General features: G+C 61.2%; 15 protein-coding genes. 7 read left to right on the top strand and 8 right to left on the bottom strand.

Translation table 11 applies throughout. The features are described 5' to 3' along the window. Positions 1 to 5: 5 nt before the first annotated feature. Positions 6 to 662, bottom strand: coding sequence for a TetR/AcrR family transcriptional regulator (locus tag SNL23_RS12020; protein ID WP_076013598.1), 657 nt, complete (start codon positions 660 to 662; stop codon positions 6 to 8). 153 nt (positions 663 to 815) lie between these two features. Between SNL23_RS12020 and ggt the strand changes: the two genes are divergently transcribed. Both ggt and xth read left to right on the top strand, forming a co-directional pair. Further along, the gene (gene ggt, locus SNL23_RS12025; RefSeq protein ID WP_318302352.1) at positions 816 to 2,540 is read left to right on the top strand and encodes a gamma-glutamyltransferase; all 1,725 of its coding nucleotides are present in this window, start codon (positions 816 to 818) and stop codon (positions 2,538 to 2,540) included. A 76-nt stretch (positions 2,541 to 2,616) separates the two neighbouring features. Further along, complete coding sequence (gene xth, locus SNL23_RS12030) at positions 2,617 to 3,411, top strand: exodeoxyribonuclease III (protein ID WP_167664223.1); 795 nt, start codon at positions 2,617 to 2,619, stop codon at positions 3,409 to 3,411. Here xth and SNL23_RS12035 read toward each other — a convergent pair. The 4 genes from SNL23_RS12035 to SNL23_RS12050 all read right to left on the bottom strand — a co-directional run bounded on the left by SNL23_RS12035 (position 3,408) and on the right by SNL23_RS12050 (position 7,948). Next, positions 3,408 to 4,925, bottom strand: coding sequence for an FAD-dependent oxidoreductase (locus tag SNL23_RS12035; protein WP_318302353.1), 1,518 nt, complete (start codon positions 4,923 to 4,925; stop codon positions 3,408 to 3,410). The two genes, xth and SNL23_RS12035, sit on opposite strands and share 4 nt — an antisense overlap. A 69-nt stretch (positions 4,926 to 4,994) precedes the next feature. Next, entirely contained in the window at positions 4,995 to 5,522 is a 528-nt protein-coding gene (locus SNL23_RS12040; RefSeq protein ID WP_167664457.1) for an AAA family ATPase, read from the bottom strand. After that, positions 5,519 to 6,082, bottom strand: coding sequence for a nicotinamide riboside transporter PnuC (pnuC, locus tag SNL23_RS12045; protein ID WP_076013592.1), 564 nt, complete (start codon positions 6,080 to 6,082; stop codon positions 5,519 to 5,521). Before pnuC ends, SNL23_RS12040 begins: the two co-directional genes overlap by 4 nt. A gap of 231 nt (positions 6,083 to 6,313) precedes the next feature. Continuing rightward, the gene (locus SNL23_RS12050) at positions 6,314 to 7,948 is read right to left on the bottom strand and encodes a methyl-accepting chemotaxis protein (protein WP_318302354.1); all 1,635 of its coding nucleotides are present in this window, start codon (positions 7,946 to 7,948) and stop codon (positions 6,314 to 6,316) included. Positions 7,949 to 8,177: 229 nt separating this feature from the next. Between SNL23_RS12050 and SNL23_RS12055 the strand changes: the two genes are divergently transcribed. Further along, positions 8,178 to 9,008, top strand: coding sequence for an undecaprenyl-diphosphate phosphatase (locus SNL23_RS12055; RefSeq protein WP_076013590.1), 831 nt, complete (start codon positions 8,178 to 8,180; stop codon positions 9,006 to 9,008). Continuing rightward, positions 9,005 to 9,388: a DUF1294 domain-containing protein gene (locus SNL23_RS12060; RefSeq protein ID WP_076013589.1), complete on the top strand. Its 384-nt coding sequence runs from the start codon at positions 9,005 to 9,007 to the stop codon at positions 9,386 to 9,388. The genes SNL23_RS12055 and SNL23_RS12060 overlap by 4 nt, the downstream gene beginning before the upstream one ends. Here the strand turns inward: SNL23_RS12060 and SNL23_RS12065 are convergent. Beyond that, positions 9,371 to 9,733, bottom strand: a complete 363-nt coding sequence (locus SNL23_RS12065; protein WP_076013588.1) for an MmcQ/YjbR family DNA-binding protein — start codon at positions 9,731 to 9,733, stop codon at positions 9,371 to 9,373. The genes SNL23_RS12060 and SNL23_RS12065 overlap by 18 nt on opposite strands. After that, on the bottom strand, positions 9,730 to 10,638 hold the full coding sequence (locus SNL23_RS12070; RefSeq protein WP_318302355.1) for a LysR substrate-binding domain-containing protein: 909 nt from the start codon (positions 10,636 to 10,638) through the stop codon (positions 9,730 to 9,732). Before SNL23_RS12070 ends, SNL23_RS12065 begins: the two co-directional genes overlap by 4 nt. 236 nt (positions 10,639 to 10,874) lie before the next feature. On the opposite strand from SNL23_RS12070, the gene SNL23_RS12075 reads away from it, so the two are divergent. The 3 genes from SNL23_RS12075 to SNL23_RS12085 all read left to right on the top strand — a co-directional run bounded on the left by SNL23_RS12075 (position 10,875) and on the right by SNL23_RS12085 (position 13,810). After that, positions 10,875 to 11,813 (top strand): AraC family transcriptional regulator, encoded by a 939-nt coding sequence (locus SNL23_RS12075; protein ID WP_318302356.1) that lies wholly within the window; start codon positions 10,875 to 10,877, stop codon positions 11,811 to 11,813. A gap of 120 nt (positions 11,814 to 11,933) precedes the next feature. Beyond that, entirely contained in the window at positions 11,934 to 12,545 is a 612-nt protein-coding gene (locus SNL23_RS12080; RefSeq protein ID WP_076013585.1) for an FMN-dependent NADH-azoreductase, read from the top strand. Between the two features lie 227 nt (positions 12,546 to 12,772). After that, positions 12,773 to 13,810, top strand: a complete 1,038-nt coding sequence (locus SNL23_RS12085) for an alpha/beta hydrolase family protein (protein WP_076013584.1) — start codon at positions 12,773 to 12,775, stop codon at positions 13,808 to 13,810. Here SNL23_RS12085 and SNL23_RS12090 read toward each other — a convergent pair. Next, positions 13,804 to 14,988 (bottom strand): MFS transporter, encoded by a 1,185-nt coding sequence (locus tag SNL23_RS12090; RefSeq protein WP_318302357.1) that lies wholly within the window; start codon positions 14,986 to 14,988, stop codon positions 13,804 to 13,806. The genes SNL23_RS12085 and SNL23_RS12090 overlap by 7 nt on opposite strands. Positions 14,989 to 15,205 lie beyond the last annotated feature (217 nt).

Genomic DNA, 15,205 nt, shown 5'->3' on the forward strand with positions numbered 1-15,205 from the left:
CGGTTCTACCGTTGGACAGGCGGTGTCAGGCATACCCCACGCAACACCAGATCACTGATAAACCCCAGCCAATCCTGCTGCTGTGTCTTATCCGCCAAATCCTCCCCCAGAAACGAACTCAGCGTGTGCTGGTTGGAGTTATAAAAGTAGCACAACGAAGCAATCATCAAATACACGTGCTTGATGTCCACATCCTCACGAAACAGCCCCTGGGCCTGGCCCGCTTCAATGATCGGCCGCAATACCCCAACTGCCTCCCCAGACAACCGCCGCAGCTCACCCGACTGCTTCGCATGCTTGCCCTTATGCAGGTTCTCGATACTCAGGATCGCCACAAACTCGGGATGCTTGACGTAGTAATTCCAGATAAACCCCACCAGCGCCTGCAACGCTTGCACCGGCGCAGTCAGGTCGAGCTTGAGTTTGCTTTCGGCCTTGTTGAACTGCTCATAGGTGTGCTCCAGCACACACACAAACAGGTGTTCCTTGCTGCCGAAGTAGTAATACAACATGCGGTCGTTGGAGTCGGCCTCCCGGGAAATGCTTTCCACACGCCCGCCGGAATAGCCGTCGCGGGTGAAGACCTTGACCGCCGCCTGGAGAATCCGTGCGCGGGTCTGGTCGGCTTGCTGGGCGCGGATACCGGTCTTCTTGATCACCATCGAAAAGCCTCTGCTGCGCGGCGTAAAGGCCCGGAATATAGCATGGGCATTATTCCGTTACCGACAGGCTCTGTCACAAACGCGGCATAACGCTGGGGCTTGGATCGGAAACGTATTACTTTCTAGTTCTTCTAATAAACAGAGTATGCAGGGATGAAATACCAACCGTTTACCCGAACTTTGATTGCCACCGCGTGGGTGCTGACCGTCAGCAGTGTACAGGCGGCCTCCCAGGCCCCGGTGGCTGGCGAAAATGGCATGGTGGTCACGGCTCAGCACCTCGCTACCCATGTGGGCGTGGACGTTCTCAAGGCCGGTGGCAATGCCGTGGATGCGGCGGTGGCAGTGGGTTACGCCCTGGCCGTGGTGTACCCGGCGGCCGGCAACCTGGGCGGCGGCGGCTTCATGACCGTGCAACTGGCCGACGGGCGCAAGACCTTCCTCGACTTCCGCGAAAAAGCCCCGCTGGCAGCCACTGCCGACATGTACCTGGACAAAGACGGCAACGTCGTCCCCGACCTCAGTTCCAAAGGTCACCTGGCCGTCGGCGTACCCGGCACCGTGTCGGGCATGGAACTGGCGTTGAGCAAATACGGCACCCTCAAGCGCGCCCAGGTGATCGCCCCGGCAATCAAGCTGGCCGAAGACGGTTTTGCCCTGGAGCAGGGCGATATTGACCTGCTGCACACTGCCACCGACGAATTCAAGAAAGACAAGGACCTGCGCGGCATCTTCCTCCACGGTGGCGAGCCGATGCTGGTGGGCCAGAAACTGGTGCAGAAAGACCTGGCGAAAACCCTGCGGGAAATCTCCGCCAAGGGCGCCGACGGCTTCTACAAAGGCTGGGTAGCCAAGGCGATTGTCGATTCCAGCCAATCGGGCAAAGGCATCATCACCCAGGCCGACCTGGACAAATACAAGACCCGCGAACTGGCGCCCATCGAGTGTGACTACCGTGGCTACCACGTGGTCTCCGCGCCACCACCGAGCTCCGGCGGCGTGGTGATCTGCGAGATCATGAACATCCTCGAAGGCTACCCGATGGCCGACCTCGGCTATCACTCCGCCCAAGGCTTGCACTACCAGATCGAGGCCATGCGCCACGCCTACGTCGACCGCAACAGCTACCTCGGCGACCCGGACTTTGTGCAGAACCCGGTCGAGCACCTGCTGGACAAGGACTACGCCGCCAAACTGCGCGCCGCCATCGACCCGCAGAAGGCCGGGATCTCTCAGGACATCAAGCCCGGGGTTTCGCCTCACGAAGGCAATAACACCACCCACTACTCCATCGTCGACAAGTGGGGCAACGCCGTCTCGGTGACCTACACCCTCAACGACTGGTTCGGTGCCGGTGTAATGGCGAGCAAGACCGGGGTAATCCTCAACGACGAAATGGACGACTTCACCTCCAAGATCGGCGTGCCGAACATGTACGGCCTGGTCCAGGGTGAAGCCAACGCCATCGCGCCGGGCAAGACGCCGCTGTCGTCCATGAGCCCGACCATCGTCACCAAGGACGGCAAAGCGGTGATGGTGGTGGGTACGCCGGGGGGCAGCCGTATCATCACGGCTACTTTGCTGACCATCCTCAATGTGATCGACTACAAGATGAACATCCAGGAAGCCGTGGACGCCCCGCGTTTCCACCAGCAATGGCTGCCTGAGGCGACCAATATCGAGCGCTTTGCCCTGAGCCCCGACACCCAGAAAATCCTCGAAGGCTGGGGCCACAAGTTCGCCGGCCCGCAGGATGCCAACCACCTGGCCGCCATCCTGGTGGGCGCACCGTCCCTGGACGGCAAGCCGGTCGGCAATAACCGTTTCTATGGGGCCAATGACCCACGGCGCAATACCGGGTTGTCGTTGGGCTACTGAAGTCAATCGCGCCTGAAAACGGAACGACCGAACACCTTCCGAGCTCTACTCCAAGAGCCCTGGAAGGACCCTTCCCATGAAAGCGCTGAAGATCGCGACCTTCAACATCAATGGCATCCGCGCCCGCCTGCCCAATCTGCTGGAATGGCTGGCGCGGGAACAGCCCGACATTGTCTGCCTGCAAGAACTCAAGGCGCCCGACAGCCTGTTTCCCTTCAACGACTTTGACGCAGCCGGCTACGGTGCGTTGTGCCTGGGCCAGGCCTCGTGGAACGGCGTGGCGATTCTGGCCCGCGACGCGCAACCGCTGGAAAGCCGCCGGGGTTTGCCCGGCGATGACGCCGACCATCAAAGCCGCTACCTCGAAGCCGCTGTGCACGGCGTTCTGGTGGGCTGCCTGTACTTGCCCAACGGAAACCCCCAGCCGGGGCCGAAATTCGACTACAAGCTGGCGTGGTTTGAACGGCTGATCGACTACGCCAGGCACCTGCAATCCAGTGAACACCCAGTGTTGCTGGCCGGGGATTTCAATGTGGTGCCCACTGACCTCGATATCTACAACCCGCGCTCCTGGCTCAAGGACGCATTGCTGCAACCGCAAACTCGTGACTGTTACCAGCGCCTGCTGGAGCAAGGCTGGACGGACGCCTTGCGCCATCTGTATCCCAATGAGCGGGTTTATACCTTCTGGGATTATTTCCGCCAGCACTGGCAGAAAAACGCCGGCCTGCGAATTGACCACTTGCTGCTCAATCCGGCGCTCAAGCCTTATCTGAAAGGCGCCGGCGTGGATGCGTGGGTGCGCAACGAGCCCCACGCCAGCGACCATGCGCCGACCTGGATTCAGCTCGGCACCCGCAAGAATCGTTAGAGCCCGCGGATCAGCTCAAGCACCCCGGCCTTTTTCAGCGGGTGCTTCATGCGTTGCGAGAGCAGCGCCATCGCCCGCTGATGTTCACAGGCAACCACTGCTTCCACTTCATCGCCACGGCAGAGCAGGGCGATGAAGTGGTGGTGCTGCAGGTGACCTTCCACGTGGAGTTGATTCCAGTGGCGGGGATGGCCCAGCAGTTCGAAGGTCTTGCCGAAGTGATAGGTCCAGAAGAACGGCACATCGGCAAACGCCTGCTCGGCTCCCAGCATGTTGCGCGCCGCCAGCACCCCGAGTTGCTGCGCCACGCGCCAGTGTTCGATACGCACGGGGTGGTCGTTCCATGGGAAGGTCACCATGTCGCCGGCTGCCCATAAACCTGGCGCGACGCGCAAATTCGCGTCTGCTTTCAACGATTGGTCATCGGCGGTTTCCAGCCCGCGGACGAACCCGGTGGCGGGTGTTACACCGACTCCCATCAGCACCAGGTCTGCGGCCAGTCTATGGCCGTTTTTCAGTACGACCGTCGTGACGTCACCATGTCCTTCGAGGCGCGCGGGCTCACTGGCGCTGTGGAATATCACGCCGTTGGCTTCATGCAACTGGCGCAGTGAGGCGCCAATGCGCTTGCCCAGTTGCGCTGCCAGCGGAATCTCGTGACGGCCCACGACCTGCACCGTCAACCCACGCTTGCGCAACGCTGACGCGGCCTCCAGGCCAATAAAGCTGTCGCCGATGACCACCGCGCATTTGCCCGGTTGCGCAGCCTCAACGATGCGCGCCGCATCGTCTCGTGAGCGCAGCACAAAGACGTTATTGAGTACGGTGCCCGGAATATCCAGCGGTTTGGCCTCGCCGCCAGTGGCCAGCAGCGCCGCGTCGTAGTCGAAGCGGCGACCGTCTACGAGTTGGAGGCATTTGGCGTGAGGGTCAAGGTTTTGGACTTCGCCGTGGATCTGGATGTCGCGGTAGCTGGCTTCATCCAGCAACGGTGGGGTTTCGTCGGGCGGCATCTCGCCTGCGATGACGAATTTGCTCAAGGCGGTTCGGTCGTAAGCAGGATTTTGCTCCTGGTCGATCCACAGCAGGCGGCCGCTGAAGCCCTCGCGGCGCAGGGTGGCGACGGCCGCCGAGCCCGCTGCGCCGGCGCCAATCACGATAAAGCAGCGGGAATCACTGGCCTGTGGGGCGGATGAAGAGGGCAGCGCTTTGTCGCCCACACTGACCACGCCATCGTGAATCTCCACCGGGTACTGCGTGAGCTGCACCAATGCGGGCGGCTCGCAGACCTGGCCGTCCTCTACCCGGAAGGCCGCCTTGTGCCATGGGCAAATGATCCTCCCGTCACAGATTACGCCTTGCTCCAAAGGCGCCCCGGCGTGGGGACACTCCGCCTGATAGGCCCGCACCTGGTTGCCCGACCGCACCAGCAGGAGCTTGTGGGCGGCGGTTTCAACACGAACGCCACGGTCTTCGGGCAAGTTGATCAAGCGGGCAACAATGCGCATGTTCATAGGCCAATCTCCTTTTAAGGATTGACCTGTGCCCTGGGTGGAGAGCTGCGTTGACCCGATAACCGGTCTTCAGCGCTGTGGGAGCAAGTGCTTAACCGCTGAAAATGCTTGTTGCCTGCGCGCTTGCCAATTGCCCCGGATCACCTGCAGTGGCAGGTGCTGTTGCTCCAGCCAATCGAGGCTGCCCTGGAAAAATGCCAAGCGGTCGGCAAACTCCGGCTGGCAGCGCTGGCCGTCGGCAGTCCATTCCACGTCTTCCGGCGACAGCAGCAGATGCAGGTCGTAGTGGCGGGCGAGCAGTTCGCTGTCGAGCCAGGCCGGGCAGTCGCCAAACAAAGTCTGGCTCCACAGCTTGTTGGTCAGCAGGTTGGTATCCAGGATCAGCAAGTCTGGCTGCCGGGCGCGGGCGGCATCCTCCCAGGCCAGTTGGCCACGGGCGATGTCGGGGATATCGGCCAGGGTGGTATCGCGCTGGTGGTGGTCGATGAAATGGCGCACGTATTCGCCCACCATCACACCGCCAAAATGCGCCTGCAATTGCGCGGCCAGCCAGCTTTTACCGCTGGATTCCGGGCCGGCCAATACCACGACTTTCATGCGTGCAACGCCGGATCGGCGCGCCATTCGCGCCAGCCTTGCACGGCGATCACGGTGAACAAGGCATAGAGTGCGGCGGTGAGGTACAGGCCTTTATAGAGGAACAGCCCGACAAAGATCACATCCAGGGCAACCCACAACGGCCAGCACTGCACGCGTTTTTGCGCCATCCACATCTGCGCCACCAGGCTGAAGCCGGTCAGGGCCGCGTCCAGCCAGGGTTGTGCGGCGTCGGTCCAGTGGGCCATGGCGGCGCCCAGCAACAGGCTGCCCAGGGCACCCACGGCCAGGCCTTGCAGGATCGGTTGCAGGCCCAGGCTGGTGACTTGCCGGCCTTGCTTGACCTCGCCGGCACGGGTCCACTGCCACCAGCCGTAGAGCTGCAGGCCGGCGTAGATGACTTGCAGGAGCATGTCGGAGTAGAGCTTCACATCGAAGAAGATCCAGGTGTACAGCAGCACCATCACCAGGCCGATGGGCCAGCACCACGGGTTCTGTTTAACCGTCAACCAGACAGCGATCACCCCCAGGGCGGCGGCAAACAGTTCAAGCCCGGACATGGCGGTTCCTTGGGGGAGTCGAAGAGGGCGGTGATTGTAACCAGAGTGGTGGGCGCGGGGGTAGAGCTCACCTGTGGCGAGGGGGCTTGTCCCCCGTTGGGCTGCGCAGCAGCCCTAATAAGGTAAACGCGTTTTTTCAGGAAAACCGAGTGGCAGGGTTTGGCGCCGCTTCGCAGCGCAACGGGGGACAAGCCCCCTCGCCACAGAAGCCACCTTCAGCAGAGATCCGGGTTAGACCTTGAACTGGCGGAGCAGTCCGTCGAGTTGTTCGCTCAGGCCTTTCAAGTGTGCACTCGCGACGCTGGACTGCTGCGCCGCCAGTGCCGTGCTGTGGGACAAGCCGGCTGCCTGGGTGACGTTCTGGTTGATGTCTTCCACCACATGCGCCTGCTGCAACGTGGCGCTGGCAATCGAAGCGTTCAAACCATTGAGATTACGCAAAGCCTGGCCGATGGCGGTGAGGCTCGCGCCGGCCTGGCCCGCTTGTTCGATGGTCAGTTGCGACGCCTGGTGGCTGTCGCTGATGACCTTGACCGCCGCTTCCGAATGACCTTGCAGGCGCTCGATCATCGCCTGGATTTCAGCCGTGGATTTTTGCGTGCGCTGGGCCAGCAGCCGTACTTCGTCGGCCACCACCGCAAAACCACGGCCTTGCTCCCCGGCGCGGGCTGCTTCGATGGCGGCGTTGAGGGCCAGCAGGTTGGTCTGGTCCGCGATTGAGCGGATCACTTCCAGTACCCCGCCAATCTGCGTGCTTTCAGTCGACAGCGTACGAATCACCTCCACCGCCTGGCTGATGGTGCTGGAGAGCTGGTCGATCCGTTGCAGGCTGCCGTCGATGTTGAGTTGGCCCTGTTCGGCCTGTACCTGGGCATCGCGCATTTCGCTGGCAGCGTGCTCGGCATTCTTGGCCACGTCCTGTACGCCATAGGTGACTTCGTTGATCGCGGTTGCGACCAATTCCATCTGCTGTGATTGCTGCTGGCTGCGGTCATGGGCGTCACTGGCGTTGCTGCCCAGTTCGGTGGATGACTGGCCCAACGCATTGGCGCAGGTCTGCAACTGGCCGACCACCTGCCGCAACTTGGCGGTAAAGCTGTTGAAGTGCCGGGACAGTTGAGTGACCTCGTCCTGGCCGTGGGTGTCGAGGGTGCGAGTCAGGTCGCTTTCGCCACTGGCGATATTGGCCATCGCGTTCACCGCTTGCTGCAGCGGGCGCACGATACTGCGGGCAATCAGCACCACCAGCAGGGCCATGATCACAGCAATCACCAGGCCGACCATTGAGGCTTTCCACACCTGGCCCCGGAACTCGCCTTGCACGTCATCGACATACACGCCGGAGCCGATGATCCAGCCCCAGGGTTCGAACAGCTGTATATAGGAGGTCTTGGCCACCGGTGCATCAGCCCCGGGTTTGGGCCAACGATAGTTCACCATCCCGGCGCCCTTGGCCTTGGCCAGGATCACGAACTCGTTGAACACCGCAAAGCCGTCCGGGTCGCGGATGGCCGACAGGTTCTGGCCGTCGAGCTTGGGGTTGGCCGCATGCATGATCATCACGGGCGTGAGGTCGTTGATCCAGAAGTAATCATCCTTCCCATACCGCAGCCCGCGCACTGCGCTCAGGGCTTGCTTCTGCGCCGCCTCACGGGTCAGGACGCCGCTGCTTTCGAGGCTGTGATAATAAGTCAGGATCCCGCTGGCGGTTTGCACCACACGCTGAGTCTGCTCACTCTTGGCCTGGTAAAGGTCACCATGAATCTGCTTGAGCATAAGCAGGCCGAGGGTTAGCAGCATCAGCACGGCGACGATCAGGATCAGCCAGAGACGCCGGCTGATGGACATACTGCGCAAACTGTTCATGGTCCTGGCACTCCGTGTTCTTATAATTTTGGGCGCTGCTTCGACATTTCCGGCTTGTCTGATAGGCTTTCGGCCCAGAATCAAAAAACCTGAGTCCTGCCTGATTTTTCACGGAATTTTCGCAGTTCGGCCTTGATTATTTGCGCTGTGCTTGCAGCGCATTCTTCGTTAGTGAACGTCTAAAAAATATGAACGAGGCATGCCGTGGGCATGACCTTTGGGGGAATCGATGGATCTTTGGACCGCCGTACAGGCACTGATACTCGGCGTTGTAGAAGGGCTGACGGAGTTTTTGCCGATCTCCAGTACCGGGCACCAGATTATCGTCGCCGACCTGATCAACTTCGGTGGCGAGCGCTTTGAAGCATTCAACATCATCATCCAGCTCGGCGCGATCCTGGCGGTGGTGTGGGAGTTTCGACGCAAGATCCTGGATGTGGTGATCGGCTTGCCGACCCAACGCAATGCCCAGCGTTTTACCATCAACCTGATCATCGCCGTATTGCCGGCGGTGGTGTTGGGGGTGATTTTCGCCGACCTGATCAAGCACTACCTGTTCAACCCGATCACCGTTGCGGCGGCATTGGTAGTGGGCGGCATCATCATGTTGTGGGCCGAGCGTCGCCAACATGAAGTGCACGCCGAAACCGTCGACGACATCACCTGGAAGGACGCCATCAAAGTCGGCTTCGCCCAGTGCCTGGCGATGATCCCGGGTACCTCGCGCTCCGGTGCCACCATCATTGGCGGCCTGTTGTTCGGCCTGTCGCGCAAGACGGCCACCGAGTTCTCGTTCTTCCTGGCGATGCCGACTATGGTCGGCGCTGCGGTGTATTCGGGCTACAAGTACCGCCACCTGTTCCAGCCCGATGACCTGCCGGTGTTTGCCATCGGGTTCGTCACCTCGTTCATCTTCGCGATGATCGCGGTCAAGGCGCTGCTCAAGTTCATCGCCAGCCACAGCTACGCGGCGTTTGCCTGGTACCGGATCGCCTTCGGCCTGGTAATTCTGGCCACTTGGCAGTTCGGCTGGATCGACTGGTCAGCCGTCAAGCCATGAACATCCAGCATCCGCGCTTGAAGGCGCTGGTGTTGGTGCTGTTGTGCGCCGCGCCGCTGTTTGGTTCGGCGTTGCTGGGGTATCGCGGGGTTTCGCTGATCCCGCTGGTGGCCTATGGCGGGGTCAGTGTGGTGGCGTTCCTGCTGTACTGGAGCGACAAGCGCAAGGCCCGTGAAAACAGTTGGCGCACCCCGGAAAACGTCCTGCACGCGGTGGAGCTGGCAGGCGGTTGGCCGGGGGCGTTGATTGCCCAGCAGGTGTTCCGCCACAAGACGCGCAAGGTGTCTTATCAGGTGGTGTTCTGGTTGATCGTGTTGCTGCACCAGGTGTTCTGGATTGACCGGTTGTTCCTCGGCGGCACGCTACTCTCGATTTTCTAGCAACAAGCCGACCTGCGTGCGCTTGGGCAGCTTGCTCACCACCAATTGGTGGGAACGCTGCAACAGGCCACGCAGTTCTTCAGCGCCCAGCGGGTAGGGCGTTTCCATGATGATCCACTGCGCCCGCGCCAGGTACGGCGCCGGATGGATGCCCGGGCGGTCTACGTGGCCCAGGAACAGCTCCTTGTCGACCTTGAACGCCAGCGAGTCACCCCGCAGGTTCTGCAAGGCAAACATCTTGTTGCCGGCAATCGAAAACACCCGCACGCCGCCCCATTTGTAATCTTCCCGCGCACCGGGCAAGCCCAGGCAAAACGTGGCGACTTGTTCTTCGGTCAGTCTCATAGCAAACGGTCTCCACACCCTTTGAAGGTGTTATCCAGATGGTCGATCCAGGCACGCACGGCCGGTAATACGCCACGTCGATGTGGGTAAACCGCCTGCAACCAGCCGCCGGGCAATGACCATTCGGGCAGCAACTGCACCAACTGGCCGCTGGCCAATTCCTCCTCGCAATACATCATCGGCAGCACGGTGAACCCCAGGCCGGCGAGGGCGCAGGCCTTGCGTACCAGGAAATCATCGATGCCCAGCCGGGCTTCCATGACCAGGTCGTGGCTGTTGCCTTCCGGGCTGAGCATGCGGAAGTGCACCATGCGGTCTGCTTCCAGGGCGCCCAGCACCGGCAATTGTTTGAGGTCGTCCAGGGTGTTGATCTGCCGCTCACGCACAAAGCCGGGGCTGGCGACAATCGCCGTCTGGGCTTGGCGCAGGCGTTTGGTCACCAGCAACGGGTCTTCATCCCCGAGTTCCCGCACGCGCAAGGCCACATCGATGCCTTCGGCCACCAGGTCGACGCGGCGGTTGACCAGGCTCATCTCCAACTGCACCAGTGGGTTGGCGGTGAGAAACTCCGCCACCACGGTCTGCAGGAATTGGTGAGCCAGGCCCACCGGGCTGCTGACGCGCAGCCGGCCACGGGGCTCGCTGGACATGCTGGCCACCGCCTCATCGGCCATTTCTGCTTCCAGCAGCATCGCCTGGCAGTGGCGCAGGTAGCGTTCACCCACGGCAGTCAGGGTCAGTTGGCGGGTGGTGCGTTGTAGCAAGCGGGCGCCGAGGCGCTCTTCCAGTTCGGCAATGCGCCGCGACAGCCGCGACTTGGGAATCCCCAGCAGCCGGCCGGCGGCGGCGAAACCGCCGGCTTCCACTACTTTGGCGAAATAGTAGAGGTCATTCAGATCTTGCATGGTGGGCCTATTGTCCTGTCTGTGGGACGAACTATCCGCGTCCCGCGCAGGCAAATCCACCCTAAAATGTAGGAGCGAGCTTGCTCGCGAAAAAACCGCGGATACCGCGTGCATTCAGGATACCCGCGTTATCGTTGACGTTTTTCGCGAGCAAGCTCGCTCCTACAGGGGGAAGCAGGGCTGGCCAGTAAGGTACTGGCGGGTTACCTTTTGGTTTTTCCGGCCAGTGCATTCCAATGAGCCTTGAACATCCGCGTACCCGCCGAATCATCGAGCTGATGGGACAGTTGGCGCCCGTTGAGGGTTACAACCTGACGCCGCTGGATGACGTGCGTTTCCTGCGTTCCAACCGGCCGCTGACGCGAATTCCGGTGCTTTACGACCCGGGTATTGTGATCGTGTGCCAGGGCCGCAAGCGCGGTTACCTGGGTGAAGACATTTATGTCTACGACGCCCAGCACTACCTGGTGGTGTCGGTGCCGGTGCCGTTCACCATGGAAACCGAGGCCAGTGAAGCAGAACCGATGCTCGCGGTGTATTTGCGCCTGGATTTCAACCTGGCCGCCGAACTGATGCTGGAGCTTGACGCGTTGGCGCCGCAGCCCGAAGCCAGGCCAAAAGGCATGTACTCCTCGCCAATGGACGACAGGCTCAGTGAGTCGTTGCTGCGCTTTCTGGAAGTGATGAGCGTGCCGGTGGAGGCGCAGGTGCTTGGGCCGACCCTGATGCGGGAAATCTACTACCGCATCATCACCGGGGAGCAGGGCGGTTCGATGCGCGCGGCTCTGAATCGCCAGGGCCAGTTTGGCAAGGTGGCCCGGGCGATTCGCAAGATTCACGCGTGTTATGAGCAGCGCCTGGACGTGGAAGAGCTGGCCAAGGAGGCGATGATGAGTGTGCCGAGTTTTCATGCGCACTTTCGTACGGTGACTGACACTTCGCCCATGCAGTACCTGAAGTCGACGCGCTTGCACCAGGCGCGATTGCTGATGCTTAGAAGCGACATCACTGCCGCCACTGCCTGTGCCAAGGTCGGGTACGAGAGCGCCTCGCAGTTCAGTCGTGAGTTCAAGCGATTCTTTGGTCGCACGCCCCATGAAGAAATTGACTGGATGAAGCGCACCTATGCGCTGCCGGCGCCGACCACTGCGTCCATCTATGTCTCATCCCACTAAAATCACTGTCCTGTAAGTGGGACGAACAATCGCATTTTGCCCGACTAATCGCCGATTGGTTTCATCTGTAGGCTTATTTCCATTCAGTCGCCCTTGGCGATACTTACTTGGAGATCAACCATGAAACTATTGCATATCGATTCCAGCATCCTCGGCGACAACTCGGTTTCCCGTCAGTTGAGCGCAGGTGTAGTCAAAGCCTGGCAGGCAGCAGAGCCGGGTGTCGAAGTGGTTTATCGTGACTTGGCCGCTGACGCCATCAGTCACTTCTCCGGTGTCACCCTGGGCGCCCTGGGCACCGCCGCCGAATTGCGCGATGCCGTGCAAAAGCACGAAGCCGACCTGAGCGCTTCCACCCTGGCCGAATTCCTGGCAGCAGACGCCGTAGTGCTGGCTGCGCCGATGTACAACTTCACCATCCCGACCCAACTGAAAGCCTGGATCGACCGCATTGCCGTCGCCGGCCAAACGTTCCGTTACACCGAAGCCGGCCCGGAAGGCCTGTGTGGCGGCAAGAAAGTCATCATTGTCTCGACCTCCGGCGGCTTGCATGTGGGCCAGCCGACTGGCGCAGCCCACGAAGACTACCTGACCGTGCTGTTGGGTTTCCTCGGGATCACCGACATCGAGTTCGTCCGTGCCCACGGCTTGGCTTACGGTGACGAGGCCCGTACCAAGGCGCTCAGCGACGCCCATGTATTGATCAGCGACCAGTTGTTCGCCGCAGCGTAAGACTTGTGTAAATTTTGCTGTTCCTCGATATCAATCTGATTCGAGGCGCCTAAACTCTGTATTCTGCTCGCCTGAAAAGCGACCGGAGTACGGAGTTTTTTCGTTTACCCGCTGTCACTACTTTGGCCCAGGTTATGCACGCATGGGTAAACCCTGCCCGTCCGAGCGCCTGAACCATGGATATTTCAACAGCTACGCGGGCTTACGCAGCAAAGGTGGACATCCCCATGATGCGTCTTTGTGCAATCCTGGTTCTTTCTCTGCTCGGCGGCCTGATTTCAGTGCAAGCCGCGCCCGCTCCGCATCCTCATTGGAGTGTGGGCTTCCATCGCATGACTTTTCTTGATCCGCTGGATTTGCAGCCGATGAAGGCCGTTGCGTTCTATCCGTCCACCGACCAGGAACACGTTACCCAGGTGGGTACTTATCACATCGCGGCCACTGAAGACTCGAAAATCGCCATCGGCCGCTTTCCGATGTTGATGCTGTCCCACGGCAATACCGGCACACCCCTGGCCCTGCACGACCTTGCCACCTCCCTGGCACGCAAGGGGTTTGTCGTGGTGGCGGTGCTGCACCCCGGCGACAACTACAAGGATCACAGCCGCCTGGGCACCTTGAGCAACCTGTATGGGCGCCCGATCCAGATCTCTGAAGCCATCACCGCCACCCTCGGCGACCCAATGCTGTCGCCGTTCGTCAACGTCGATCAGGTGGGCGTCATCGGGTATTCGGCCGGCGGCGAAACCGCGCTAATCCTGGCCGGTGCCAAGCCGGACCTGGACCGCCTGCGCCGCTACTGCCAACAACGCCCTGAAGACCGCGACGCCTGCACCACCAAGGGCGAACTGATCGTCGACCGTGACGATTTGCAGCCCCAGGCCGACCCGCGCATCCACGCGTTGATGTTGATGGCGCCGTTGAGCCTGATGTTTGGCCGGCACACCCTCGCCGACGTGCATGTGCCGGTGTTGCTCTACAGCGGCGACGGCGACAAGCTGGTGGCCGTGGACAAGAACGCCGAGGCCCTGGCGCGCAAACTGCCGGAGCCGCCGAACTTCAAACTGTTGGCCGGGGCAGGGCACTTTGTGTTCATGGCGCCTTGCGATGAGAGCCAGTTGGCCGCGATGCCCGCGATGTGCACCGATGCCGACGGGGTTGACCGTGAAAGCATCCACCGCGACCTGATTTCCGAGGCCGGGCGGTTTTTCAATCACACCCTCGGGCAATCCACCCGGGCGGGTTTGCAGACGGCTGATCAGTAAGCGCGGCGCTTGAGCATCAACGTCAGGCCCAGGCCGGTGACCGAGAGCAGGGCGGCGCAAAAGAAGATCCACGAATAGCCCAGGTTCAACGCCACGGCGCCCATCACCGGGCCGGCAATCGCCAGCGCCAGGTCAAAAAACACCGCATACGCACTCAACCCGGCGCCCCGGCTGCTGTTGGGCACCTGCTTGATCGCCTCCACGCCCAGCGCCGGGTAGACCAGCGACAAGCCAAAGCCGGTCAGCCCTGCACCGATCAAGGCCACGCCGGGGGACGGTGCCAGCCAGAGCAGCGTGAGCCCGAGGGTTTCGATGGTCATGCAGGCAATCGCTGCCGTGAAGCCGCCGAAGCGGTTGATGGCGGAGATGAACACCAGGCGCGACAGGATAAAGCACACGCCAAATACCGTCAGGCACCAGGCGGCGCCGGTCCAGCCGAGGCTCAGGTAGTAGAGGGTGACGAAGGTGGTGAGGGTGCCGTAGCCAATCGATGCGAGACACAGGCTGGTGCCAAACGGCGCGATACGTCCGAACACCGCCCAGAACGGCAGACGCTCGCCGCGCACCACGGGCACTGAAGGCTTGTTGCGGATCAGCAACAGGCCCATGGCGGACAGTACCGTGAGGGCGATGCCTAGGCTGGTGTAGCCGTAGTCGGCAACCATCACCACGCCCAGCGGCGCGCCGATTGCAATTGCGCCGTAGGAGGCGATGCCGTTCCACGAGATCGAGCGTGCTGTGTGTTCGGCGCCGACTGCGCCCATGCACCAACTAATGGTGCCGACGCCGATCAGGCCCTGAGCCACCCCCAGCAACAGGCGGCTGACAATCAATATGCCGAGGCTCAGCAGGGGCAGGCTTTGTACCAGCGTGGCGATAAATGTCAGCACGCCGCTCAGCAGGATTCCGCTCAAGCCCAGCACGATCGCGCGTTTGGTGCCTACATTGTCTGACATGCGTCCGGCCATCGGGCGGCTGAGCAGCGTGGCCAGGTATTGCGAGCCGATGGTTATTCCGGCGATTACTGCACTGAAGCCCAGTTCGCCGTGGACGTAGCCGGGGATCACCGCAATCGGCAGGCCGATGCAGATAAACGCGATAAAGGTGTAGAAGACGATGGAGACGATCTGCAGGGTGATCGACAAGGAGCTGGGGGCGGCGGGCTGTGTGGCAGGCATGGGAACTCGTTCGCGGGCGGGCGGTGAGCGCATCATGGCAAGGGCTTGGGGTAAAAGGAAGCAGGCTAACTATATTTGGTGTGTTTGAGGTGGGGGTGTATATCCGTTGTTTTTGTGATGGCTGATAGGGGTTCCGCTCTTACAGCGGGTCACTTTTGGAAAAGAGCCCCAAAAGTAACCAAAAGGGCTCTTGCCCCACCACTCGGCACCTCGCTAA

Origin of the sequence: Pseudomonas sp. SED1, assembly GCF_034044025.1 — a bacterium.
Lineage (GTDB): Bacteria > Pseudomonadota > Gammaproteobacteria > Pseudomonadales > Pseudomonadaceae > Aquipseudomonas.